The 22,113-nt window shown below is 74.5% G+C and carries 19 protein-coding genes; 7 read left to right on the top strand and 12 right to left on the bottom strand.

The window, feature by feature from the left end:
- Positions 1-8 precede the first annotated feature (8 nt).
- The 7 genes from rapZ to GD970_RS05690 all read right to left on the bottom strand — a co-directional run bounded on the left by rapZ (position 9) and on the right by GD970_RS05690 (position 8,992).
- Complete coding sequence (gene rapZ, locus GD970_RS05720; protein ID WP_152201815.1) at positions 9-953, bottom strand: RNase adapter RapZ; 945 nt, start codon at positions 951-953, stop codon at positions 9-11.
- Positions 954-957: 4 nt separating this feature from the next.
- Positions 958-3,162: an excinuclease ABC subunit UvrC gene (gene uvrC, locus GD970_RS05715; RefSeq protein ID WP_152201814.1), complete on the bottom strand. Its 2,205-nt coding sequence runs from the start codon at positions 3,160-3,162 to the stop codon at positions 958-960.
- 121 nt (positions 3,163-3,283) lie between these two features.
- Positions 3,284-3,784, bottom strand: a complete 501-nt coding sequence (locus GD970_RS05710) for an OsmC family protein (RefSeq protein WP_152201813.1) — start codon at positions 3,782-3,784, stop codon at positions 3,284-3,286.
- A 179-nt stretch (positions 3,785-3,963) separates the two neighbouring features.
- Positions 3,964-6,825: an excinuclease ABC subunit UvrA gene (gene uvrA, locus GD970_RS05705; RefSeq protein WP_152201812.1), complete on the bottom strand. Its 2,862-nt coding sequence runs from the start codon at positions 6,823-6,825 to the stop codon at positions 3,964-3,966.
- A gap of 140 nt (positions 6,826-6,965) precedes the next feature.
- Positions 6,966-7,334 carry a GntR family transcriptional regulator gene (locus GD970_RS05700; RefSeq protein ID WP_152201811.1) on the bottom strand — a complete coding sequence of 123 codons (369 nt, stop codon included), beginning with the start codon at positions 7,332-7,334 and terminating at the stop codon, positions 6,966-6,968.
- Positions 7,331-8,230 (bottom strand): hypothetical protein, encoded by a 900-nt coding sequence (locus GD970_RS05695; protein ID WP_152201810.1) that lies wholly within the window; start codon positions 8,228-8,230, stop codon positions 7,331-7,333. Before GD970_RS05695 ends, GD970_RS05700 begins: the two co-directional genes overlap by 4 nt.
- A gap of 156 nt (positions 8,231-8,386) precedes the next feature.
- Entirely contained in the window at positions 8,387-8,992 is a 606-nt protein-coding gene (locus GD970_RS05690) for a YdeI/OmpD-associated family protein (protein ID WP_152201809.1), read from the bottom strand.
- Between the two features lie 203 nt (positions 8,993-9,195).
- Between GD970_RS05690 and GD970_RS05685 the strand changes: the two genes are divergently transcribed.
- The 7 genes from GD970_RS05685 (at position 9,196) to GD970_RS05655 (ending at position 16,166) form a co-directional block, all read left to right on the top strand.
- Positions 9,196-11,082 (top strand): glycoside hydrolase family 15 protein, encoded by a 1,887-nt coding sequence (locus GD970_RS05685; RefSeq protein WP_152201808.1) that lies wholly within the window; start codon positions 9,196-9,198, stop codon positions 11,080-11,082.
- A gap of 43 nt (positions 11,083-11,125) precedes the next feature.
- The gene (locus GD970_RS05680) at positions 11,126-11,848 is read left to right on the top strand and encodes an MBL fold metallo-hydrolase (RefSeq protein WP_152201807.1); all 723 of its coding nucleotides are present in this window, start codon (positions 11,126-11,128) and stop codon (positions 11,846-11,848) included.
- A gap of 236 nt (positions 11,849-12,084) precedes the next feature.
- Positions 12,085-12,372 carry a YciI family protein gene (locus GD970_RS05675; protein WP_152201806.1) on the top strand — a complete coding sequence of 96 codons (288 nt, stop codon included), beginning with the start codon at positions 12,085-12,087 and terminating at the stop codon, positions 12,370-12,372.
- Entirely contained in the window at positions 12,372-13,331 is a 960-nt protein-coding gene (locus tag GD970_RS05670; RefSeq protein ID WP_152201805.1) for a bile acid:sodium symporter family protein, read from the top strand. The genes GD970_RS05675 and GD970_RS05670 overlap by 1 nt, the downstream gene beginning before the upstream one ends.
- 311 nt (positions 13,332-13,642) lie before the next feature.
- The gene (locus GD970_RS05665) at positions 13,643-14,332 is read left to right on the top strand and encodes a 3-oxoacid CoA-transferase subunit A (protein ID WP_152201848.1); all 690 of its coding nucleotides are present in this window, start codon (positions 13,643-13,645) and stop codon (positions 14,330-14,332) included.
- Entirely contained in the window at positions 14,329-14,985 is a 657-nt protein-coding gene (locus tag GD970_RS05660) for a 3-oxoacid CoA-transferase subunit B (RefSeq protein ID WP_152201804.1), read from the top strand. The genes GD970_RS05665 and GD970_RS05660 overlap by 4 nt, the downstream gene beginning before the upstream one ends.
- 11 nt (positions 14,986-14,996) lie before the next feature.
- On the top strand, positions 14,997-16,166 hold the full coding sequence (locus GD970_RS05655; RefSeq protein ID WP_152201803.1) for a thiolase family protein: 1,170 nt from the start codon (positions 14,997-14,999) through the stop codon (positions 16,164-16,166).
- A gap of 129 nt (positions 16,167-16,295) precedes the next feature.
- On the opposite strand, the gene GD970_RS05650 is transcribed toward GD970_RS05655, so the two are convergent.
- The 5 genes from GD970_RS05650 to GD970_RS05630 form a co-directional block, all read right to left on the bottom strand.
- Positions 16,296-17,138 (bottom strand): IclR family transcriptional regulator domain-containing protein, encoded by an 843-nt coding sequence (locus GD970_RS05650; protein WP_152201802.1) that lies wholly within the window; start codon positions 17,136-17,138, stop codon positions 16,296-16,298.
- Positions 17,139-18,305 carry a bifunctional 3-oxoadipate enol-lactonase/4-carboxymuconolactone decarboxylase PcaDC gene (pcaDC, locus tag GD970_RS22070; RefSeq protein WP_211489700.1) on the bottom strand — a complete coding sequence of 389 codons (1,167 nt, stop codon included), beginning with the start codon at positions 18,303-18,305 and terminating at the stop codon, positions 17,139-17,141. It abuts the gene before it with no gap.
- A 59-nt stretch (positions 18,306-18,364) separates the two neighbouring features.
- Positions 18,365-19,720, bottom strand: a complete 1,356-nt coding sequence (locus GD970_RS05640) for a lyase family protein (protein ID WP_152201801.1) — start codon at positions 19,718-19,720, stop codon at positions 18,365-18,367.
- Between the two features lie 170 nt (positions 19,721-19,890).
- Positions 19,891-20,733 (bottom strand): IclR family transcriptional regulator domain-containing protein, encoded by an 843-nt coding sequence (locus tag GD970_RS05635; RefSeq protein WP_152201800.1) that lies wholly within the window; start codon positions 20,731-20,733, stop codon positions 19,891-19,893.
- A 133-nt stretch (positions 20,734-20,866) separates the two neighbouring features.
- Positions 20,867-22,084: a TerC family protein gene (locus GD970_RS05630; RefSeq protein ID WP_152201799.1), complete on the bottom strand. Its 1,218-nt coding sequence runs from the start codon at positions 22,082-22,084 to the stop codon at positions 20,867-20,869.
- Positions 22,085-22,113: the final 29 nt, after the last annotated feature.

The following is a 22,113-nucleotide window of genomic DNA, read 5'->3' as shown; positions in this document are numbered from 1 at the left end:
GCGGGTGGTCATTCGCGCCCCAGGTCCCGGTGCAGGGTCCGCACGGACTGGCCCCGCTCGCGCAGGCGCTGGGCGATGGCCTCGGCCATCGCCACCGAGCGGTGCTTGCCGCCGGTGCAGCCCACGGCGATGGTGACGAACGGCTTGAGCTCGTTGATGTAACCGTCGAGCACGGGGGCGAGGGCGTCGACGTACCGGTCGGCGAAGGCGCTGGCCCCGTCCTGCCCGAGCACGTACTCCCGCACCGCCTCGTCCTGTCCGGTGAGGTGGCGCAGCTCGCTGACCCAGTAGGGGTTGGTGAGGAAGCGGACGTCCACGACGTGGTCGGCGTCCAGCGGCAGGCCGTACTTGAAGCCGAAGGAGACCACCGTCAGCCGCAGCGGCCGCTCGCCCTCGCCCGCGACGAGCTCGCGCACCTTGCGGGCGAGGTCGTGCACGGACAGGTCGGTGGTGTCGATGAGGACGTCGGCCCGGCGGCGCAGGTGCGCGAGGAGCTGGCGCTCGGCGGTGATGCCGTCGAGCAGCCGCCCGTCGCCCTGCAGCGGGTGCGGGCGGCGCACCGACTCGTAGCGCCGGACGAGCGCGTCGTCGGCGGCGTCGAGGAAGACGATGCGGTAGTCGGTGCCCTGCAGGCGCAGCTCGTCGAGCACCGCGACGAGCTCGGCGAAGAACTCCCGGCTGCGCACGTCCACGACGGCGGCCAGGCGGTGCACCCCGCCGCCCGTGGGGGTCATCATGCGGGCCAGTGCGGCGAGCATGCGCGGCGGGAGGTTGTCGACGACGTACCAGTCCAGGTCCTCCAGCGCCGCGGCGGTGCGCGAGCGCCCGGCGCCGGACATGCCGGTGATGATGAGGAGCTCCGGCGGGTCCGCCTCGGGCAGCCGGGCCTCGGCGTCGAGCTGGGGGATGCCCTCGGGGACGGTGGGCGGCCGGTGGTCGCTGCCTGCAGTCATGCCCTCAGGATGCCAGGTGCGCGTCGCGGCCCGCGGCGAGGTCCGCCGCCTCCTCCGGGCTGGCGGGCGACGGCGTGGCGGCCCCCGTCGCCGCGCCGCCGCCGAGCGCCTCGAGCACGGCCCGGGCGGTGCGCGGGCCGACGCCCTTGACCGCCGCGATCTCCTCGACGCTCGCCGCCCGGATGTTCTTCACCGACCCGAACGCCTTGAGCAGCGCGGCCTGCCGGGTGGGGCCGAGGCCCGGGACGCCGTCGAGCACCGAGCGGGTCATCGCCTTGGCGCGCCGGGAGCGGTGGTGGGTGATGGCGAAGCGGTGGGACTCGTCGCGCAGGTGCTGGAGCAGGTAGAGCGCGGGGCTGGTGCGCGGCAGCACGACCGGGAAGTCGTCGCCGGGCACCCACACCTCCTCCAGCCGCTTGGCCAGCCCGACGAGGGCGACGTCGTCGATGCCGAGGTCGTCGAGCACCCGCTGCGCCGCCGCGACCTGGGGCGGGCCGCCGTCGACGACGACCAGGTTGGGCGGGTAGGCGAACTTGCGGGCCCGCCCGGTGGTGGGGTCGACCGGGCCGGAGCGCAGCGGCACGCCGTCGTCGTCCAGGGCGTCGAGGTCGGGGCCGGCGTGGTCGGGGTCGTCGCCCTCCAGGGCGGCGGCGACAGGGTCGGTGCCCGGCGCCGCGGCGGCGCCCGCCTCCAGCGCCTCGCGCTCGGCGACGTAGCGCTTGAACCGGCGGCGGAGCACCTCGTCCATGGCGGCGGTGTCGTCGCGGGCGCCCTCGCCGTTCTCGCCGCGGACGACGAAGTGGCGGTACTCGGACTTCTTGGGCAGGCCGTCCTCGAAGACCACCATGGACCCCACCTGGTGGGTGCCCTGGGTGTGGGAGATGTCGTAGCACTCGATGCGCAGCGGCGGCTCGGCCAGCTCGAGCGCCTCCTGCAGCTCGGTCAGGGACTTCGAGCGCGAGGTGAGGTCGCCGGCGCGGCGGGCCTTGTGCAGGGCGAGGGCCTGCTCGGCGTTGGTGTGGACGGTGTCGGCGAGGGCCTTCTTGTCCCCGCGCTGGGGCACCCGGATGCGCACCCGGGCCCCGCGCACGCCCGTGAGCCACTCCTCCATGCCGGCCGCGTCGGTGGGCAGGACCGGCACGAGGATCTCGCGGGGCACGGCCGTGGTGGGGGTGTGCCGCCGGTCGTCCACGCTGGTGGCCTGCCCGTCCGCGGCCCGGGCGCGGGCCTTGCCGACGGAGTGCTGGTCCCTGGGCGCGACGGGCTCGCGGTCGGCGTCGCCGTAGACCTGCTGGAGCAGGTGCTCGACCAGCCCGGCGTCGTCGAGCTCCTCGACCCTCTCGACCACCCAGCCGCGCTGGCCGCGGATGCGCCCGCCGCGCACGTGGAAGACCTGGATGCTGGCCTCGAGCTCGTCGGCGGCCAGGGCGAAGATGTCGGCGTCGGTGCCGTCGGGCAGCACGACGGCGTTCTTCTCCACCACCTTGCGCAGCGCGCCGATGTCGTCGCGCAGGCGGGCGGCGCGCTCGTAGTCCATGGCGGCGGCGGCCTCGCGCATCTCCTTCTCGAGCCGGCGCAGGTGCGGGCCGGTCTCGCCCTCCATGAACCGGCAGAACTCCTCCGCCAGCGCCCGGTGGTCCTCCTTGGAGATGCGCCCGACGCACGGCGCCGCGCACTTGTCGATGTAGCCCAGCAGGCACGGGCGGCCCGAGGACTCGGCGCGCCGGTAGACCCCGGCGGAGCAGGTGCGCACGGGGAAGACCCGCAGCAGGAGGTCGACGGTCTCGCGGATCGCCCAGGCGTGGGTGTAGGGACCGAAGTAGCGGGTGCCCTTGCGCTTGGCGCCGCGCATGACCTGCACGCGGGGGACGTCCTCCCCCATCGTCACGGCGAGGTAGGGGTAGGACTTGTCGTCGCGGTACTTGACGTTGAACCGCGGGTCGAACTCCTTGATCCAGGCGTACTCGAGGGCGAGGGACTCGACCTCGGTGCCCACCACGGTCCACTCCACCGACGCGGCGGTGGTGACCATCTGCTGGGTGCGCGGGTGCAGCGCGGAGAGGTCCTGGAAGTAGTTGGCCAGGCGGTTGCGCAGGCTCTTCGCCTTGCCGACGTAGATGACGCGGCCGTACGGGTCGCGGAAGCGGTAGACACCCGGGGAGTCGGGCACCTCACCCGGCCGTGGACGATAGGTGGACGGGTCGGCCATGATCGCCAAGCCTACGTCAGGGCACCGACACGCCCCGGGCGGGCGGCGGCGCTGGGCGACGGCGTCGCCCGCGTTCTCGCTGCCGCCGCGGCGCTACTCGGCGGTCGCCGTGCCCGACGCGCTACTCGACGGCGGGCACCGGCGCGGGCACGGAGCGGGCCGGCACCGCGGGCTCCACGCGGACCGGGAAGTGCACCGAGCGGGCGATGTGGTTGTGCTCGCGGGCCTCGTGGTGCAGCCGGGCGGCCAGCTCCTCACCGACCTCGCCGGCGTAGGTCACCCGGGGGCGCAGCACGACCTCGACGAAGGGGCCGGAGCCGGCGGCCTCGACCCGCTGCGTGCCGGTCGCCTTGTCGGCGTAGCCGAGCACCACGATGTCGTGCCGGGCGGCGGTGCGCAGGAACCAGAGCATCTGCGCCTGTGAGATCGCCCCGACGAAGAGCTCCTCGGCCCGGTACCGGCTGACGTCGGTGCGCACCTTGAGGTCCGAGGTGGCCAGCAGCGTCGGCTTGCCCTCCACCCGCACCTCGTGGTCGCGCGAGTAGCTCGTGTAGCTCGCCGTGCCCCGCTCGTCCGCGCCGGTCCAGTCGACGGTCACGTGGTACGTCTGGAGTGCTCCCATGCAGCCACGCTACCGGGGCACCCCGCCCCCGGCGAGGCCTTCCGGCCCTCGCACGGGGCCTCGCGCAGGGGCGGTACCGGGCCGTCGTCGGGCGGATGCTCTCGCCCACGCTGGTCCTCGCGCCACCCGCCCACCGCCCGAGCGGCCGCGAACGTCGTCCGCCCACCCGCCGGCGGCGCCTACCCGACCGGCACCGGGGTCCGGTGGCCGGCGAGCACGTCGGCGAGGAACTGCCCGGTGAAGGACCCCGGCACCTCGGCGATCTGCTCCGGCGTGCCGGTCGCCACGACGGTGCCGCCGCCGGAGCCGCCCTCGGGGCCCATGTCGATGACCCAGTCGGCGCTCTTGATGACGTCGAGGTTGTGCTCGATGACGAGGACCGTGTTGCCCTTGTCCACCAGGCCCTGGAGGACGCCGAGCAGCTTGCGCACGTCCTCGAAGTGCAGGCCCGTGGTCGGCTCGTCAAGCACGTAGACGGTGCGCCCGGTGGAGCGGCGCTGCAGCTCGGAGGCGAGCTTGACGCGCTGGGCCTCGCCGCCGGAGAGGGTCGGGGCGGGCTGGCCCAGCCGGACGTAGCCGAGGCCGACGTCGACCAGCGTCTGCAGGTACCGGGTGATCCGCGGGACGGCGCCGAAGAAGTCCACCGCCTCCTCGATCGGCATGCGGAGCACGTCGGCGACCGTCTTGCCCTTGAAGTGCACCTCGAGGGTCTCGCGGTTGTACCGGGCGCCGCCGCAGACCTCGCAGGGGACGTAGACGTCCGGCAGGAAGTTCATCTCGATCTTGATCGTGCCGTCGCCCTTGCAGGCCTCGCAGCGGCCGCCCTTGACGTTGAAGGAGAACCGCCCGGGGCCGTAGCCGCGGACCTTCGCCTCGGTGGTCTCGGCGAACAGCTTGCGGACCTGGTCCCACACGCCGGTGTAGGTGGCGGGGTTGGACCGCGGGGTGCGCCCGATCGGGGACTGGTCGACGTGGACGACCTTGTCGAGGTTGTCCAGGCCGGTCACCCGCTTGTGCCGGCCGGGCACGCCGCGGGCGCCGTTGAGCTCGTTGGCCAGGACCTTGTAGAGGATCCCGTTGACGAGGCTGGACTTGCCCGAGCCGGAGACGCCGGTGACGGCGACGAAGGTGCCCAGCGGGAAGGAGACCGTGACGTCCTGGAGGTTGTTCTCCTTCGCGCCGACCACGGTGATCTGCCGCTTCTTGTCCACGGGGCGCCGCTGCGCGGGCACGGCGATCTGCCGGCGGCCGGACAGGTACGCCCCCGTGACCGACTCCTCGGTGGCCAGCAGGCCGGCGAGGTCGCCCGAGTGCACGACCCGCCCGCCGTGCTCGCCGGCGCCCGGGCCGATGTCGACGATCCAGTCCGCCACCCGGATGGTGTCCTCGTCGTGCTCGACGACGATGAGGGTGTTGCCCAGGTCGCGCAGCCGGGTGAGGGCGTCGATGAGCTTGCGGTTGTCGCGCTGGTGCAGCCCGATGCTCGGCTCGTCGAGGACGTAGAGCACGCCGACCAGGCCGGTGCCGATCTGGGTGGCCAGGCGGATGCGCTGGGCCTCCCCGCCGGAGAGCGTGCCGGCCGACCGCGAGAGCGTGAGGTAGGTCAGGCCGACGTCGAGCAGGAAGCCGAGGCGGGTGTGGATCTCCTTGAGCACCTGGCCCGCGATGGCGGTCTCCCGCACGCCCAGGCGCAGGTCGGTGAGGTAGGCCTTGGCGTCGGCGATGCTCAGGTCGCACAGCTCGGCGATGTTGAGCTCGCCCACGCGCACGGCGAGGACCTCGGGCTTGAGCCGCTGGCCCTTGCAGACCGGGCAGGGCACCTCGCGCATGTAGCCCTCGTAGCGCTCGCGCGACCACTCGGACTCGGTCTCGTCGTGCTTGCGCTTGATGAAGGTGATGGCGCCCTCGAAGCCGGTGGTGTACGCCCGCTCCCGGCCCCACCGGTTGCGGTAGCGGACCTTCACCTCGTAGTCGTTGCCCTCGAGGACGGCCTGCTTGGCGCGGGCGGGCAGGGCGCGCCAGGGCACGTCCATGGAGAAGCCCAGCTGGTCCGCCAGGGCCGACATCTGGCGCTGGAAGTACTCCGGCTGGGAGGCCCACGGCGCCACGGCACCCTCGGCGAGGCTGAGCTCCTCGTCCGGCACGACCAGCGCGGGGTCGACCTCCAGCCGCGAGCCGATGCCGGTGCACTCGGGGCACGCGCCGTACGGGGCGTTGAACGAGAACGTCCGCGGCTCGATCTCCTCGAGCGTGAGCGGGTGGTCGTTGGGGCAGGCGCGCTTCTCGGAGAAGCGCCGCTCGCGGCCCGGGTCGTCCGGGTCGAGGTCGACGAAGTCGACGACGACGAGCCCGTCGGCCAGGCGCAGCGCGGTCTCGACCGAGTCGGTCAGCCTTTGGCGGACGTTCTCGCGCACCACCAGGCGGTCGACGACGACCTCGATGTTGTGCTTGAGCTTCTTCTCCAGCGTGGGCGGCTGGGACAGCGGCACCACCTGCCCGTCGACGCGGGCCCGGGCGTAGCCCTGGCTCTGCAGGTCCCGGAAGAGGTCCTGGTACTCGCCCTTGCGGCCGCGGACCATGGGCGCCAGCACCTGGAACCGGGTGCCCTCGGGCATCTCCCGCAGCCGGTCGACGATCTGCTGCGGCGTCTGCGCGGTGACCCGCTCGCCGCACACCGGGCAGTACTGGGTGCCGGCGCGGGCGAACAGCAGGCGGAGGTAGTCGTAGACCTCGGTGATGGTGCCGACGGTGGACCGCGGGTTGCGGTTGGTCGACTTCTGGTCGATCGAGACGGCCGGGGACAGGCCCTCGATGAAGTCGACGTCGGGCTTGTCCATCTGGCCCAGGAACTGGCGCGCATAGGAGCTGAGGGACTCGACGTACCGCCGCTGCCCCTCGGCGAAGATCGTGTCGAACGCCAGGGACGACTTGCCGGACCCGGACAGCCCCGTGAAGACGATGAGCTGGTCGCGCGGGAGGTCGATGCTGACGTTGCGGAGGTTGTGCTCGCGCGCGCCACGCACGAGGAGGTGATCACTCACCCGGAGATGATATGACGACGCGCCGACATGCCGCACATGTGTTCGATCACACGGACGGGTCGACGGCGCACCGCGGCACGGGCGGCATCGCCTCGCGGACCGGCGCGGACGGCGGGATCACGGCGTTCGCGAGCCCGCCGTCACGCCGTCATGAGGGCGCCGCGGACCAGGTCGAGGATCGCGCCGTCGTCGAGGCCGGCGGCGCGGGCCCGGCGGACGAAGTCGCGGGCCCGGCCCTGGACGGCCGCGGCGGGGCCGGCGTCCGCGCCCGTCGCGACGACGGTCCCGGCCCGACGGCGCGAGCGCACCACGCCCCGCGCCTCCAGCTCGCGGTACGCCCGCTGCACCGTGCCGGGGGCGATCCCGAGGTCGGCGGCCAGGTCCCGGACGGTGGGCAGCCGCTCCCCCTCCACGAGCGTGCCCGCGGCGACGAGCGCGGTGACCTGGGCGCGGATCTGCTCGTACGGCGGCACCCCGGACGCCAGGTCGAGCGTGAGCGCGGCACTCATGCCGGCGACCCAGCGGGCATCGGGGCCGGAGCCGGGCCGGGGGGCGGGACGAGCGCGGTGCCGGCGACGACCAACGAGGCGATGCCCACGAGCATGCCGAGGCCGCCGACACCCCAGGCGGCTGGCGTCCACCCGGCGTTGCCCAGCGCGGCGGCCGCCACGAGCAGGACGGCCGCCAGCGTCCCGCCGACGAACAGCTGGACCGCACCGAGGATGCGCCGGGCGCTGGTGCGGCGCAGGGCGAGGTCGTCCTCCTCCCGGGTGCCGGCCACCGCCGGGCGCCGCACGACCAGGCGCAGCACCCCCGCACAGACGACGAGCACGACGGCGAGCGCCGCGAGCAGCGGCAGGCCGTAGGCCCAGCCGGGGTAGGGGCCGGAGGCGCCGGTGACGTACCCGCCCCCGGCGACCGGCGTGACGGGGTGGGGCACGGCCCGGCCCGTCGCGTCGGCCGTGAGGCCGAAGATCGCGATGGCGAGGGCCATCAGCGCGGCGGTGCCCCCGAGCAGCACGGCGCGGCGGCCCCCGATGTCCCGCATCGTCCGCCGGCGCAGCGAGGCGCGGCGCACGGCCCCCACCGGGCGCGGCCAGGTCAGCTCGCCGACGGCGTGCACGAGGAGGGCGACGAGCGCCGCCCCGAGCAGGCTCACCGCTGTCAGTCCACCGGGCGGTCCGGGCAGGGCCGCCCCGTCCGCCATCAGGAGCAGGACGGCGACGACCAGCCCGCCCGCGAGCGCGAGCGCCGAGGTGCGGTTCTCGTGCCGGCGGGCGGCCACCAGCGTCGCGGCGGGCGTGTTCTGCGGGCGGGCGCCCCGCGCCGCGCCGATGACGACGGCGAGGACGACGACGAGCACGGCCCAGGGGGCGAGCAGGAGGACCACGAAGACGGCGCTCACGGCAGCAGCTCTCCTCAATGAGTCAATGCATTGACACAATGAATCTTTCTGGCTGACTCGAGCCTTGTCAATGCCGCGCGCGAGGACGACCTGCCGTCGGGCTGCGTCTGGCGCCCTGCCGTCGGGCCGCGTCTGGCGCCCAGCCGTCGGGCCGCGTCAGGCGTCCCAGCCCTCCGGGCGGCGCTTCTGCGGGTACGGCGTCACGCCGCGGGCCAGGTCGGCCACCATCGACGCGATCTTGCGGGCCCGGGTCTCCGGCCGCTTCACCGAGGTGATCCGGTAGACGAGCGCGAACCGGTTCGTGCTCGTGAGCACCTCGAACATCGCCTGGGCCCGCGGCTCGGCGGCCAGGGCAGCGGCCAGGTCCTCGGGCACCACGGCCGTCGTCGAGGAGCCGTACGCCTGCTCCCAGCGCCCGTCCGCCTGCGCGGCGCGCACCTGCTCCCGGCCGGCCTCGTGCATGCGGCCCTCGCGCTCCAGGCGCGCGACGTGGTCGACGTTGCGTGCCGACCATCGGCTGCGGGCACGGCGCGGAGTCATCCGCTGCCGGTAGGACTCGCCGTCGCGGGTGCTCGCCTGACCGTCGATCCAGCCGAAGCACAGAGCCTCGTCCAGGGCGGCGTCGTAGGTGAGCGCGGTGGTGTTGCCACCCTTCTTGTGCAGGACCAGCCACACCCCGGGCGAGGTGGCGTGGTGCTCCGCCAGCCACGCGCGCCAGGCGGCGGCATCGGGCACCAGCAGCTCCTCCAGCTCGTCCGCCACGCTCAACCTCCCCGTCGGCCCGGGCGCGCGGTGGCCGGCCGGCCACCGCGGCGTGCCCGCGGGCGCCTGTCCTGGTGGCGGGGAGCGTACCGGCGGATCTGCCCCGGGGGAGCCCGCGCCGCCTCCACGTCCCGTCCGCGGGCGGCGCACGTCCTCGAGCCCCCCATCCCCGGGCGGGCGGCCCCCGTACCCCTGGTGGGAGGATGACGCAGGTGACCGCCAGCGACGGCACATGGGAACCGGCCGGCCCGACGCCCATCGAGGACTACGCCGTGCTCGGGGACTCCCGCTCGGTCGCGGTGGTCTCCCGGCACGGCTCCATCGACTGGCTGTGCCTGCCGTGGCTGGACTCCGACGCCTGCTTCGCCGCCCTGCTCGGCACCGCCGAGAACGGCCGCTGGCTGCTCACCGCCGACCCGGCCGACGGCGAGCCGGAGGTGCGCCGACGCTACCTCGGGGACAGCTTCGTCCTGGAGACCACCTACACGACGCCCACCGGCCGCGCCCGGGTGGTGGAGGCGATGCCGCTGACCGAGGGCCGGTCGGACATCGTCCGCCGCGTCGAGGGCCTCGAGGGGCAGGTGGTGTTCGTCCACGAGTGGGTGGTCCGGTTCGGCTACGGCCGCACCCGGCCCTGGGTCCACCGCGACGTCGACCCCGACGGCCGGCCGATCATCCGCGCCATCGCCGGGCCGGACGCGCTGACCCTGCACGGCGACCGCCTCCCCCACGGCGCCGAGGGACGCCACCGCGACCGCTTCGCCGTCGGGCCCGGCGACCACGTCGACCTCGTCCTCACCTGGAACCACTCGTGGGAGCCTGTCCCGGGGCCTCCGGACGTGAGCACCGACCTGGTCCGCACGATGCGGCTGTGGGCCCGCTGGTGCCGGACGAGCACCTTCGCCGGCGAGTTCGACGAGCGGGTCATCCGGTCCCTGCTGGCGCTGCGAGTGCTCACTCAGCACCCCACCGGCGGGATCGCCGCCGCGGCGACCACCTCCCTGCCCGAGGATCCAGGCGGCGAGCGGAACTGGGACTACCGCTTCTGCTGGCTGCGCGACGCCGCCCAGACGCTCGAGGCCCTGCTGGAGCTGGGGTTCCGCCGGGAGGCCGACACGTGGCGCAGCTGGCTGCTGCGCGCGGTGGCCGGCGACCCGGAGAACCTGCAGATCATGTACCGCCTCGACGGGTCGCGGGACCTGCCCGAGCGCGAGCTGCCGCACCTGGCCGGGTACGGCGGGGCTCGGCCGGTGCGGATCGGCAACGGCGCCGCCGCCCAGCACCAGAACGACGTCCTCGGCGAGGTCATGCTCGCCCTCGACCTGGCCCGCCGCGTCGGCCTGCCGGCCAGCGAGGACGGCTGGGCCCTGCAGCGCCACCTGGTGGACAACCTCCTGGCCCGCTGGCGCTCGCCGGACCACGGCATCTGGGAGGTGCGCGGGCCGCTGCGGCACTTCACCCACTCGAAGGTCATGTGCTGGGCGGCGCTGGACTGCGCCGTCCGGGCCGTGGAGGGCTTCGGCTGCGACGGGCCGGTGGACGAGTGGCGGGCGGCGCGGGCGGAGATCCACGCCGACGTCCTCGCCCACGGCTGGGACGCCGAGCTCGGCTCGTTCGTGCAGTACTACGGCGCCCGGCACACCGACGCCTCGCTCCTGCAGATGGCGCAGGTGGGCTTCCTACCTCCGGACGACCCGCGGCTGCTCGGCACGATCGCCCGGGTGCGCGCCGAGCTGGCGGACGGGCCGTGGGTGCGCCGCTACCGCGTCGCCACCGGGGTGGACGGCGTGCGCGGGGACGAGCACCCGTTCCTCGCGTGCTGCTTCTGGCTCGTCGACGCCCTCGCCCGCACCGGCGACCTGGTCACCGCGACCAGCCACATGCGCGCGCTGTGCGCGGCGATGAACGACGTCGGCCTGCTCGCCGAGGAGTACGACCCGGTGCGGCGACGGTACGTCGGCAACTACCCGCAGGCCTTCTCCCACCTCGCGCTCGTGCGCGCCGCCCACGCCCTGCGCGTCGCCCGTGCCAGTGTGGAGCCCGTCGGCCCGCACGCCCCGGTGGGGGCGGCGGGCGAGCCCACGCACTGACGTCGCCGCCACCGCGCGGCGCCCGGGAGGAGCACAGTCGCCCATGACCGACGATCACCCCAGCCCCGCCGAGGAGACCTCGGGCGACGCCGGCGCCCTGCCCGGCGGTCACGTCACGCACGGCGGCCCCACCGCCGCCCACCCGCTCGGGCCGGTGACCGTGCGCAAGGCCAGCGTCTCGCCCGAGGACAACAACGCCTACCTCATCACCGCCCCCGACGGCGCCCAGCTGCTCGTCGACGCCGCCGACGACGCCGACCGCGTGCTCGCGCTGGTGGCCGAGGGCTCCGGGCGCCTGGACGCGGTCGTGACGACGCACCGGCACTGGGACCACCACCGGGCCCTGGCGGCGGTGCTCGCCGCCACCGGCGCGAAGGCCCTCGCCGGCGCCCCGGACGCCCCCGAGCTGCCCGCCCCCACCGACCGTCCGCTGACCCACGGCGACCGCATCGCGCTCGGCCCGCTCAGCCTCGAGGTCATCGCGCTGCGCGGGCACACCCCCGGGTCCGTGGCGCTGGCCCTGACCGAGCCCGACGGCGCCCCCTCCCCCGGCCGGGTCCACCTGTTCACCGGGGACTCGCTCTTCCCCGGCGGGCCGGGGCGCACCTGGTCGCCGGCGGACTTCCAGTCGCTCATGGACGACCTCGAGGCGCGGATCTTCGACCGCTTCCCCGACGACACCCGGGTCTATCCGGGGCACGGCGACGACACCACCCTCGGCCGCGAGCGCCCGCACCTGGCGGAGTGGCGCGCGCGCGGCTGGTAACCCCGCCGCCCATCCCGCGAGACGTCAACTCCGCCACGAGACGTCAAGTGGGGCGCGAGACGTCAACTCCGCCACGACGCGTCAAGTCCGGCGCGAGACGTCAAGTCCGGCGCGAGACGTCAACGCAGCACGAGGCGGGCGGTCCGGCGGGAGTGGTCGCCTTCCTCGACAGCCCGGTCATCGCGCGCGGCTCCGGGTGAGCCCCGCTGCCGCGACGGGGCCACTACCCTCCCCCTATGACGCTCTTCGCCGTGGAGTACCACTACGACATCGCGCGCACCTCGGACATCGAGACCCTGCGGCCGCAGCACCGTGCGTTCCTCCGCGAGCTGCACGAGTCCGGCGTGCTGGTGGCCTCCGGGCCCTGGCTCGACGCCGCTGCCCCTGGGGCGCTGATGCTGCTGCGGGCGGACAACCACGACGCCGCCCTCAAGCTGCTCGACCCCGACCCGTTCCACCGGGCGCACCTGATCGTCCGCCGGCACGCCCGCGCGTGGCAGCCGGTCATCGGCACCATCGGTTGATGCTGCGGTTCCTGCGGACCTGGATCGACCCCTTCGTCGTAGCACTCCTCGTAACCCTCGCCCTCGGCCTCCTCGTCCCCCTCCCCCAGGCGGCGCTCGCCGTCGTCTCGGGCGCCGGCGACGTCGCCGTCACCGTCCTCTTCCTCGTCTACGGCATGCGGCTGTCCACCACGGAGGTGGTCGCCGGGCTCCGCAACGTGCGCCTGCAGGGCGCGATCCTCGCCGCCACCTACGTGCTCTTCCCGGCCATCGGGCTGCTGGTCCACGCCGTCGCCGCGCCCTGGCTCGGCACCGCGCTGGCGGCCGGCCTGCTCTACCTCACCCTGCTGCCCTCCACCGTGCAGTCCTCGGTCGCGTTCACCTCCATCGCCCGGGGCAACGTGGCCGGGGCGATCTGCGCCGCCACGGTCTCCAACGTGGCGGGCATGTTCCTCACCCCGCTCCTCGTGCTGTGGCTCATGGGCCGCGCGGGCAGCACCGGGACGGGTGGCCTGCGCGACGTGCTGCTGCAGCTGCTCGTCCCGTTCATCGTCGGCCAGCTCCTGCAGCCGTTCGTCGGCCGGTGGGTGCGCGCCCGGCCCTGGATCAGCCGCACCGTCGATCGCGGCACCATCCTGCTGGTCGTGCTCGGCGCGGTGGCCTCGGCGACGGCGGCGGGCGTGTGGGCCGGCGTCACCTGGGGGATGGTCGTGGCGCTGCTCGTGCTCAGCGCCGTCGTCCTCGCCGTCGTCCTCGCGGTCAACTGGTACGGCGGGGCGGCGCTGCGGCTCGACCTCGCCGACCGCGTCGCCCTGCTCATGTGCGGCTCGAAGAAGTCCCTGGCGACCGGGCTGCCCATGGCGGCCGTCCTCTTCTCGCCGGCCGCGGCCGCGACCGTGGCCGTGCCGGTCATCGTCTTCCACCAGCTGCAGCTGGTGGTGTGCGCCGTGCTCGCCCGGCACCTCGCCCGCCGCCGCTGACGCGGGCCCGTCTCGGGCCTGGCCGGGGGTGCTCGCGGCCCACACGCGAGCGCGCGTGAATGCGTCACGCGCGGTGCTGCGACACCCGCGCGTGCCGCAACGGCTCGCGCTCGCCCCAAACAGCAGCCCGCGCAGGTGGCCATTGAGTGCGGGGCGGACAGCGAACCACCGGACGGCGCCCACCCCGCGCGCAGGTGGCCGTCCGCCCCGCGGCCCGCTTCCTTGACACCCCGCCCGCCGCCACCCATCATTCTGTTCATTACACGCGCAGTCGTGCGCATACCGAACACATGAAGGGGTGGCCGGCACCGATGCTGCAGATCACCGACGACATCGCCCAGGCGGTCGAGGGAATACCGGACGGGGCCACCGTCATGATCGGAGGCTTTGGGACCGCCGGGCAGCCGGTCGAGCTCATCGACGCGCTCATCGCCCAGGGCGCCTCCGACCTCACCGTCGTGAACAACAACGCCGGCAACGGCGACGTCGGCCTGGCCGAGCTCATCCGCCTGGGCCGGGTCCGCAAGATCATCTGCTCCTTCCCCCGGCAGAAGGACTCCTGGCACTTCGACGCCAAGTACCTCGCCGGCGAGATCGAGCTCGAGGTGGTCCCCCAGGGCAACCTCGCCGAGCGCATCCGCGCCGCCGGCGCGGGCATCGGCGCCTTCTACACCCCCACCGGCTTCGGCACCCTGCTGGCCGAGGGCAAGGAGACCCGCCGCATCGACGGGCGCGACTACGTCCTCGAGTACCCCATCCGCGCCGACTACGCCCTCATCAAGGCCCTGCGCGCGGACCGGGTCGGCAACCTCGTCTACCGCAAGACCGCCCGCAACTTCGGGCCGATCATGGCGACGGCGGCCACCACGACCATCGCCCAGGTCAGCGAGATCGTCGAGACCGGCGCGCTGGACCCGGAGAACGTCGTCACCCCGGGCATCTATATCAACCGCATCGTGCGCGTCGAGCCCGCGCCGGTGCAGGAGGAGGTCGGACAGTGAGCGAGCCGCTGACCCGCGACCAGATCGCGCAGCGCCTGGCCCGGGACATCCCGGTCGGCGCCTACGTCAACCTCGGCATCGGCATGCCGACCAAGGTCTCGGACTACCTCGAGGCCGAGCGGCGCGTCACCCTGCACACCGAGAACGGCATGCTCGGCATGGGCCCGGAGGCGCACGGGGACGAGATCGACCCCGACCTGATCAACGCGGGCAAGATCCCCGTCACCGAGCTGCCCGGCGCCGCCTACTTCCACCACGCCGACTCCTTCGCCATGATGCGCGGGGGCCACCTGGACCTGTGCGTCCTCGGCGCCTTCCAGGTCTCCGCCACCGGCGACCTCGCCAACTGGCACACCGGCAGGCCCGACGCCATCCCCGCCGTCGGCGGCGCCATGGACCTCGCCATCGGGGCGAAGCGGACCTACGTGATGATGGAGCTGCTCACTAAGAAGGGCGAGTCCAAGCTCGTCGAGCAATGCACCTATCCGCTCACCGGCATCGGCTGCGTCAGCCGGGTCTACACCGACGTCGCGGTCTTCGACATCACCCCCGACGGCGTCGCCGTCCTGGAGATCTTCGGCGAGCACACCATCGACAGCCTGCGCGAGACCACCGGCCTGGCGCTCATCGACCAGTCCGCCCCGGTGCGGTGAGGAGGAACCCCATGTCCGCGTTCGTCTACGACGCCGTCCGCACCCCGTTCGGCCGCTACGGCAAGGCCCTGGCCGGGGTGCGCCCCGACGACCTCGGCGCCGTCGTGATCCAGGCCGTGCTCGAGCGCAACCCCGGGCTGGACCCCGAGCGCATCGACGACGTCATCTTCGGCAACGCCAACGGCGCCGGGGAGGAGAACCGCGACGTCGCGCGGATGTCCTCCCTGCTCGCCGGGCTGCCCACCTCGGTCCCCGGCGTGACGGTCAACCGGCTGTGCGGCTCCGGCGTCGAGGCCGTCATCCAGGGCTCGCGCGCCATCGAGACCGGCGACGCCGACGTCATCCTCGCCGGCGGCGTGGAGTCGATGTCCCGCGCGCCGTGGGTGCTGCCCAAGACCGAGCGGCCCTTCCCCGCCGGTGACCAGACCCTGGTCTCCACCACCCTGGGCTGGCGCCTGGTCAACCCGAAGATGCCGAAGGAGTGGACGGTCGCGCTGGGTGAGGGCGCGGAGATCCTCGCCGACCAGCACGCCATCTCCCGCCAGGAGCAGGACGAGTTCGCCCTGCGCAGCCATCGGCTGGCCGCCGAGGCCTGGGACGCCGGGCGCTACGACAACGAGATCGTCGCCGTCCCCGGCGTCGACCTGGCCCGCGACGAGAACATCCGCCCGGACAGCTCCCTGGAGGCCCTCGGCAAGCTCAAGCCCGCCTTCCGCCCCGCCGAGACGGGCACGGTGACCGCCGGCAACGCCTCCCCGCTCAACGACGGCGCCTCCGCCGTGCTGCTCGCCGGGGAGGACTTCGACGGCGAGCCGCTGGCCCGCGTCGTCTCGCGCGGCGTCTCGGCGGTCGAGCCGCAGGTGTTCGGCATCGGCCCGGTCGAGGCGGCCAACTTCGCCCTGCGCCGGGCGGGCAAGACGTGGGAGGACGTCGACCTCGTCGAGCTGAACGAGGCCTTCGCGTCCCAGTCGCTCGCCTGCCTCAGGCTCTGGCCCGAGCTCGACCCGGCCAAGGTCAACGTCGACGGCGGCGCGATCGCCATCGGCCACCCCCTCGGTGCCTCCGGCGGGCGGATCATCGGCCACCTCGCCCACGCCCTCAAGGCCCGCGGCGGCGGCATCGGCGTGGCCGCCATCTGCATCGGCGTCGGCCAGGGCCTGGCGGTCGTGCTGGAGGCCTGAGCGCCGCACGCACCCAGCCCGAAGCGGACGGCGGGGCGGGAGGTCGATGACCTCCCGCCCCGCCGTCGTCCGGACCGGCACCGTGGTCACAGGCAGAACGGCAGCCTGGTCGCCGGGAGTCTCCCCCGGTCAGCTGCGCAGGCCCGTGGCCACCGCCGCGTCGGTGATCTTCTGCGCCGTCGCGAGCAGCGCGTCGACGTACTCCTCGGGCACCTTCCCGTCGGGCAGGGTGTAGCTGCTCAGGGGCAGGTTGACCGCGGCCACGACCGCGCCGGCGGCGTCCCGCACGGGGGCGGCGAGCGTGGTCAGCCCCCGCTCGAACTCCTGCTCGATGAGGCTGTACCCGCGCTCGCGCACCCGGGCCAGCTCGGCGCGCAGCGCGTCGGGGTCGGTGACCGTGCGCTCGGTGAGCCCGGCGAGGCGCCCGGGCCCGAGCGCCGGCTCGAGCGCGGTGTCGTCGAGGGCGGCGAGCAGCACCCGGCCCATGGCCGTGGCGTGGGCCGGCAGCCGGGTGCCGACGTGGATGACGGCGTCGATGATCCGCGAGCCGGGCACCCGCTGGACGTAGACGATCTCGTCGCCGTCGAGCACCGCCATGGAGCAGGACTGCCCGGTGGTGGCGACGAGCTCCGCCATCGCCGCCTCCCCGAGGGCCGGCAGCCGCAGGCTGCTGCGGTAGGCCTGCCCGAGCTCGAGCACCCGCGGGCGCAGGCTGAACTCGCGGCCGCGGGCCAGGACGTAGCCGACCTCGACGAGGGTGAGCAGCACCCGGCGGGTGACGGCGCGGTTGAGCCCGGCGGCCTGGGCCACCTGGGCCAGGGTGCGCGGCTCGCCGGCGGCGGCCAGCGCGCGGACGACGGCGAGCCCGCGGGCGAGGGACTGCAGGCCCTCGGCGGGTGCGTCCTCCTCACCGGCGCCGGCGGCCTCGCCCGTCTCGGCCGCGGCGGCGGGCCCGAGCGGCTCGTCGGCCACTCAGACCAGCCCCTCGGCGCGCAGCACCTCGGTGGCCAGCGCGTAGGCGTGGTTGGCCACCGGCACGCCGGAGTAGACCGCCACGTGCAGCAGCACCTCGCGGATCTCGTCGACGGTCAGGCCGTTGCGCAGCGCCGCCCGCACGTGCATCTGGAACTCGCCGTCGTGCCCGAGGGTCATGAGCAGCGCCAGGGTGATCGCGCTGCGCATCCGGCGGTCCAGGCCCGGGCGGGTCCACACGTCGCCCCAGGCGTAGCGGGTGATGAAGTCCTGGAAGTCGGCGTTCAGGGGGGTGGTGCTCTCCTGGGCGCGGTCGACGTGGGCGTCGCCGAGCACCTCCCGGCGCACCCGCATCCCGGCCGCGTGGCCGGGCCGGTCGGCGTCGAGGTGGTCCAGCAGGAGGCGGGTGACGGTGGCGGGGCGCTGCACCGCGGCGATGTGGGCGGCGTCGTCGACGAGCTCGAGGCGGGCCTGGCCGCCGCCGGCGAGGACGGCGTCGACGACCTCCTCCCCCATCGACGGCGGGGTCGCCGGGTCCTGCCGCCCGGCCAGCACCAGCACCGGCCCGGCGACGCGCGCGAGGTCGGGGCGCAGGTCCATGCCGGCGATGGCCTCGCAGCACTGCGCGTAGCCCTCGGGCTCGACGGCGAGGAAGGTCTGGCGCATCCGCTCGCGGACGGCGTCGTCGGCGAAGGTCTCGGTGAACCAGCCCGCCACGACGCCGTCCCAGATCGCGCCCATGCCCTGCTCGCGCACGGTGGCGGCGCGGGTCAGCCACTTCTCGGCCGGCGGCAGGTACGCGGCGCTGCACACCACGGCGACCCGGTGCACCCGCTCGGGGCGGTGCTCGGCGAGCCACAGGGCGATCATGCCGCCGATGGACAGGCCCACCTGGTGGGCGCGCTCGATGCCGAGGTGGTCCATGAGCCGCACGACGTCCTCGCCGAGGTCGGCGATCGTCGTGGGCGCATCGGTGCGCGGCGAGGCCGAGCGGCCGTGGCCGCGCAGCTCGTAGCGCACCACCCGGTAGCGCCGCTCGAGGAGCCGGACCTGGGCGTCCCACATGTGCCGGTCGGTGCCCAGTGACGAGCCCATGACGACGACGGGCGCGTCGGCGGGACCGCTGACCTCGTAGGCGGGCAGGTAGGGAGTGGTGGTGCTGGCCAAGGAGGGTCCTTCCTCATGGGCGGTGGGCTGGTCGGGTCGGGGCGCCGGCGGGGATGCCGCTAGGCGGTGCCCGGGGCGCCGTCGGCGAGGGCGCGCAGGGCGTGGTCGAGGAGGGGGCCGGCACCGTCGAGGGCCGCGCGCGGGTCGAGCGCGGCGGCGGGCACGTCGGCCGCCTGCGCGCTCTGCCGGGCGAGAGCGTCGAGGACCTGCTCGTCGGTGGGGTGGGCGTCGGCGTCCTGGAGCGCGGCCTTGACCACCCGCTGCGCCTCGCCCCGGCCCAGGTGCGGGCCGAGCCGGGTGGCCAGGGCCTCGGCCATGACGAACGGGCGGGCGGCGTCGAGGTTGGCGGTCATGCGGGCGGCGTCGACGGCGAGGGAGTCGAGCAGCTCGGCGACCCGCTGGGCGGAGCCGCGCGCGAGGGTCATGAGCTCCTCCAGCGCCTGCCACTCGGCGTGCCAGTGGCCCATGGCCCGCTCGTGCTCCTGCAGGCCGGCGGCGAAGACGGTGCCGAGGAGCCCGGGGGCGCGCACGGCGGCCGCGCGGAGCATGACGGAGGTGACCGGGTTCTGCTTGTGGGGCATGGCCGAGGACCCGCCGTGCCCGACGCCGCCGCCCTCGCTCGCCTCGCCGACCTCGGACATGGCCATCAGCGCGACGTCCGTGCCGATCTTGGCCGGCGCGGCGACCGCCCCGGCCAGGGCGGCGGCGAGCTCGCGCACCCGGGAGCGCTCGGTGTGCCACGGCGCGGCGGGCGCCGCCAGGCCCAGCTCGGCCGCGAAGGCCGCGACGACGGCGGGGGCCTGGGCGCCGTAGACGGCGAGGGTGCCGGCGGCGCCGGCGAGCTGGACGGCGAGCCGCTCGCGGCCGACCCGCTCCACGTCGGCCGCGGCCGCGGCCAGGCCGGTCGCCCAGCCGGCGGCCTTGAGCCCGAAGGTGGTGGGCACGGCGACCTGGCCGAGGGTGCGCCCGGCCATGACCGTGTCGCGGTGCGTGTCGGCCAGCGCGGCCGCGGCGCGGGCGGCGCGGCGCAGGTCCGCGGCGACGGCGGCGGCGGTGTCGCGGGCGAGCAGCATGAGGGCCGTGTCGACGATGTCCTGGCTGGTGGCGCCGTAGTGGACCCAGGGCCGGGCCCCCTCGGGAACCGCGGCGAGCAAGGTCTTCACGAGCGGGACGACGGCGTTGCCCGCGCCGCGGGCGCGCAGCCCGAGATCCGCGGGGTCGATGACGAGGTCGGCCGTGGCCCGCTCCAGCGCGGCGGCCGGGCCGTCGTCACCGGCCGGCACGAGCCGGCAGGTCTCCAGCGCGCGGAGCAGGGCCACCTCGGCGCGCACCATGGCGGTGACGACGGCGGCGTCGTCCACCGCCCGGGCGGCGCCGTGGTCGGCCGTGTCCCCGAACAGCTCCGCGTCGAACATGACAGCCTCCCTCGCCGTCGGTGGCCTGCGGGGGCGCCCTCCGGCGCCCCCGGGCGTCGCGTCGACACGGCGCCCCGGCCCATTGTGCCCGAAGATTGTTCGGCAGGCGTACAGAGGAGCCGGATGGCGGACACGCTGACGGGCCCGCGGGGCGACACGGCGCGGGACCCTCAGACCTCGAGGTGCCCCAGGGGGCGCAGATCGGCCTCGATCGCCGCCGCGGCTCGGCGCAGCTCGGGCAGAACGCGGGCGACGAGGTCGTCCGGGCGGCCGGGGACCACCGCCGTCGCGACGTTGATGGCGGCGACGACGACGCCGTCCCCGTCGCGCACCGGCACGGCGAGGGACCGCAGCCCCTCCTCGAGCTCCTGGTCGACCAGCGCGTACCCCTGCCGGCGGGTCTGGTCGAGGATCGCGCGCAGCTGGCCGGTGTCGGTGGTGGTGTAGGCCGAGCGGCGCTCGACACGGACCGAGGCGACGAACCCGGCGATCCAGTCGTCGGACCGCGACGCCAGGAGCACCCGCCCCATGGACGTCGACTCCGCGGGGAAGCGGGTGCCGGTGCGGATGCGCACGCGCATGATGCGGCGGGTGGCCACCCGGGCGATGTAGACGATCTGCCCCGCGTCGAGCACGGAGGCCGACGCGGACTCCCCCACCCGCTCGGACAGGGCCTGCAGGTGCGGGGCGATGACCTCGGCGAGGGTGACGTCGGCGAGCTGCTCGAAGCCGAGCTCGAGGACCTTGGGCCGCAGGTAGAACTCGCGGCCCGCCTGCCCGGCGTAGCCGAGCTCGACGAGGGTGTTCAGCGCCCGGCGCGCCCCGGCGCGCGGCAGCCCGGAGCGCACCGCGGCCTCACTGAGGGTCAGCCGCGGGTGCTCGGCGTCGAAGATGCGCATGACGGTCAGCCCGCGCTCGAGGGAGCGGATCGTCTCCGACGCGCGGGCGGTCTCGGTGGTGAGGTCGGCGCCCGCGCCGGGGTTCTGGCGGGGCGCGCCGTCGCCTGCGCTCATTCCCGGCATGCTACCGGCCCGCCGCCCGCCCTCCGGCGCCGCCGGGCCCGGCTGCGCCCGTCGGCGCGGCGGAACCGAGGGCGGCTGACGGTGGGCCACGGACCGGGGCGCGCCGGTCCCTGGCGCCCCCTGCTCACTCCCGGCGGCCGGTGCCCTCGTCCACCCGGTCCTCCGCGCCCGGCGCGTCGTCCGCGTCGGCCGGGTCGGCCGGGTCGGTCGCCGGACCTCGCCCGGACACCCCATCGGTGGCCGAGCCCGCGACAGAGGCGACGCCCCCGGCGGGCCGGCGGTCGGCCGGGGCTTCGGGGATGACGTGACGCTGCTGGGCCGCCCGGGCCTGCGCCACGGCGCGCTCGGCGGCGGCGATGCGCGCGTCCTTGCGGTTCTTGGCGAGGCTCGTCAGGACGGTGATGGTCAGCACGCCGACGATCCAGGCCAGCGAGACGAGGATGGTCGGCTCGGGGATGACGTCCCAGTGCTCGCCACCGTTGATGAAGGGCAGCTCGTTCTCGTGCAGGGCGTGGATGACCAGCTTGGCGCCGATGAAGCCCAGGATCGCGGCCAGGCCGTAGTGGAGGTAGACGAGGCGGTCGAGGAGGCCGTCGATGAGGAAGTACAGCTGGCGCAGGCCGAGGAGCGCGAAGGCGTTCGCCGCGAAGACGATGTACGGCTCCTTGGTCAGGCCGAACACCGCCGGGATGGAGTCCACGGCGAACATGAGGTCGGCGGTGCCGAGCGCGAAGATGCAGATGAGCAGCGGGGTGATGAACGTCTTGCCGTGGGCGCGGTGGAGCATCTTGTCCCCGACGAAGCCCTCGCTGACCGGCATGACGCGGCGGATCAGCCGGACGACGGCGTTCTCGTGGTAGCCCTCGTCCTGCTCGGCCGGGCCGCCGGAGCCCTCGCGGGCCTGGGAGTAGGCGGTGTAGAGGAGGAAGGCGCCGAAGAGGTAGAAGACCCAGGAGAAGTTCTGGATGACGGCGGCGCCGACGAGGATGAAGATCAGCCGCAGCACCAACGCGATGATGATGCCGGAGAGCAGCACCTTCTGCTGGAACTCCCGGGGCACCCGGAACGCGCCGATGATGATGATGAAGACGAAGAGGTTGTCCACCGACAGGCTGTACTCGGTGATGTACCCGGCGAAGTACTCGCCCGCGTACTGCCCGCCGTAGATGCCCCAGATGATCAGGCCGAACACGACGGCCAGGGACACGTAGAACGCCGTCCAGCGCGCCGACTCCCGCATCGACGGCGCGTGCGGGGTGCGCACGTGTCCGACGATGTCGATGGTGATCAGGATGACGACGACCAGCCCGAGGCCGGCCCATCCGAGGGCGTGGACGTCCACAACTTCCTCCGGTACGTAGGGATGTGCGC

It is taken from the genome of Georgenia thermotolerans (genome assembly GCF_009193185.1).
In the GTDB taxonomy this organism is placed as follows: domain Bacteria; phylum Actinomycetota; class Actinomycetes; order Actinomycetales; family Actinomycetaceae; genus Georgenia; species Georgenia thermotolerans.
The sequence above is the reverse complement of the archived record's forward strand: the minus strand, read 5'-3'. Positions and strand labels throughout refer to the sequence as shown.

Bases quoted from the DNA above. Each gene is read 5' to 3' on its own strand.
- rapZ (WP_152201815.1), bottom strand. From the start codon at position 953: ATGACTGCAGGCAGCGACCACCGGCCGCCCACCGTCCCCGAGGGCATC.
- uvrC (WP_152201814.1), bottom strand. From the start codon at position 3,162: ATGGCCGACCCGTCCACCTATCGTCCACGGCCGGGTGAGGTGCCCGAC.
- GD970_RS05710 (WP_152201813.1), bottom strand. From the start codon at position 3,784: ATGGGAGCACTCCAGACGTACCACGTGACCGTCGACTGGACCGGCGCG.
- GD970_RS05700 (WP_152201811.1), bottom strand. From the start codon at position 7,334: ATGAGTGCCGCGCTCACGCTCGACCTGGCGTCCGGGGTGCCGCCGTAC.
- GD970_RS05685 (WP_152201808.1), top strand. From the start codon at position 9,196: ATGACGCAGGTGACCGCCAGCGACGGCACATGGGAACCGGCCGGCCCG.
- GD970_RS05680 (WP_152201807.1), top strand. From the start codon at position 11,126: ATGACCGACGATCACCCCAGCCCCGCCGAGGAGACCTCGGGCGACGCC.
- GD970_RS05675 (WP_152201806.1), top strand. From the start codon at position 12,085: ATGACGCTCTTCGCCGTGGAGTACCACTACGACATCGCGCGCACCTCG.
- GD970_RS05670 (WP_152201805.1), top strand. From the start codon at position 12,372: ATGCTGCGGTTCCTGCGGACCTGGATCGACCCCTTCGTCGTAGCACTC.
- GD970_RS05665 (WP_152201848.1), top strand. From the start codon at position 13,643: ATGCTGCAGATCACCGACGACATCGCCCAGGCGGTCGAGGGAATACCG.
- GD970_RS05655 (WP_152201803.1), top strand. From the start codon at position 14,997: ATGTCCGCGTTCGTCTACGACGCCGTCCGCACCCCGTTCGGCCGCTAC.
- GD970_RS05640 (WP_152201801.1), bottom strand. From the start codon at position 19,720: ATGTTCGACGCGGAGCTGTTCGGGGACACGGCCGACCACGGCGCCGCC.
- GD970_RS05635 (WP_152201800.1), bottom strand. From the start codon at position 20,733: ATGAGCGCAGGCGACGGCGCGCCCCGCCAGAACCCCGGCGCGGGCGCC.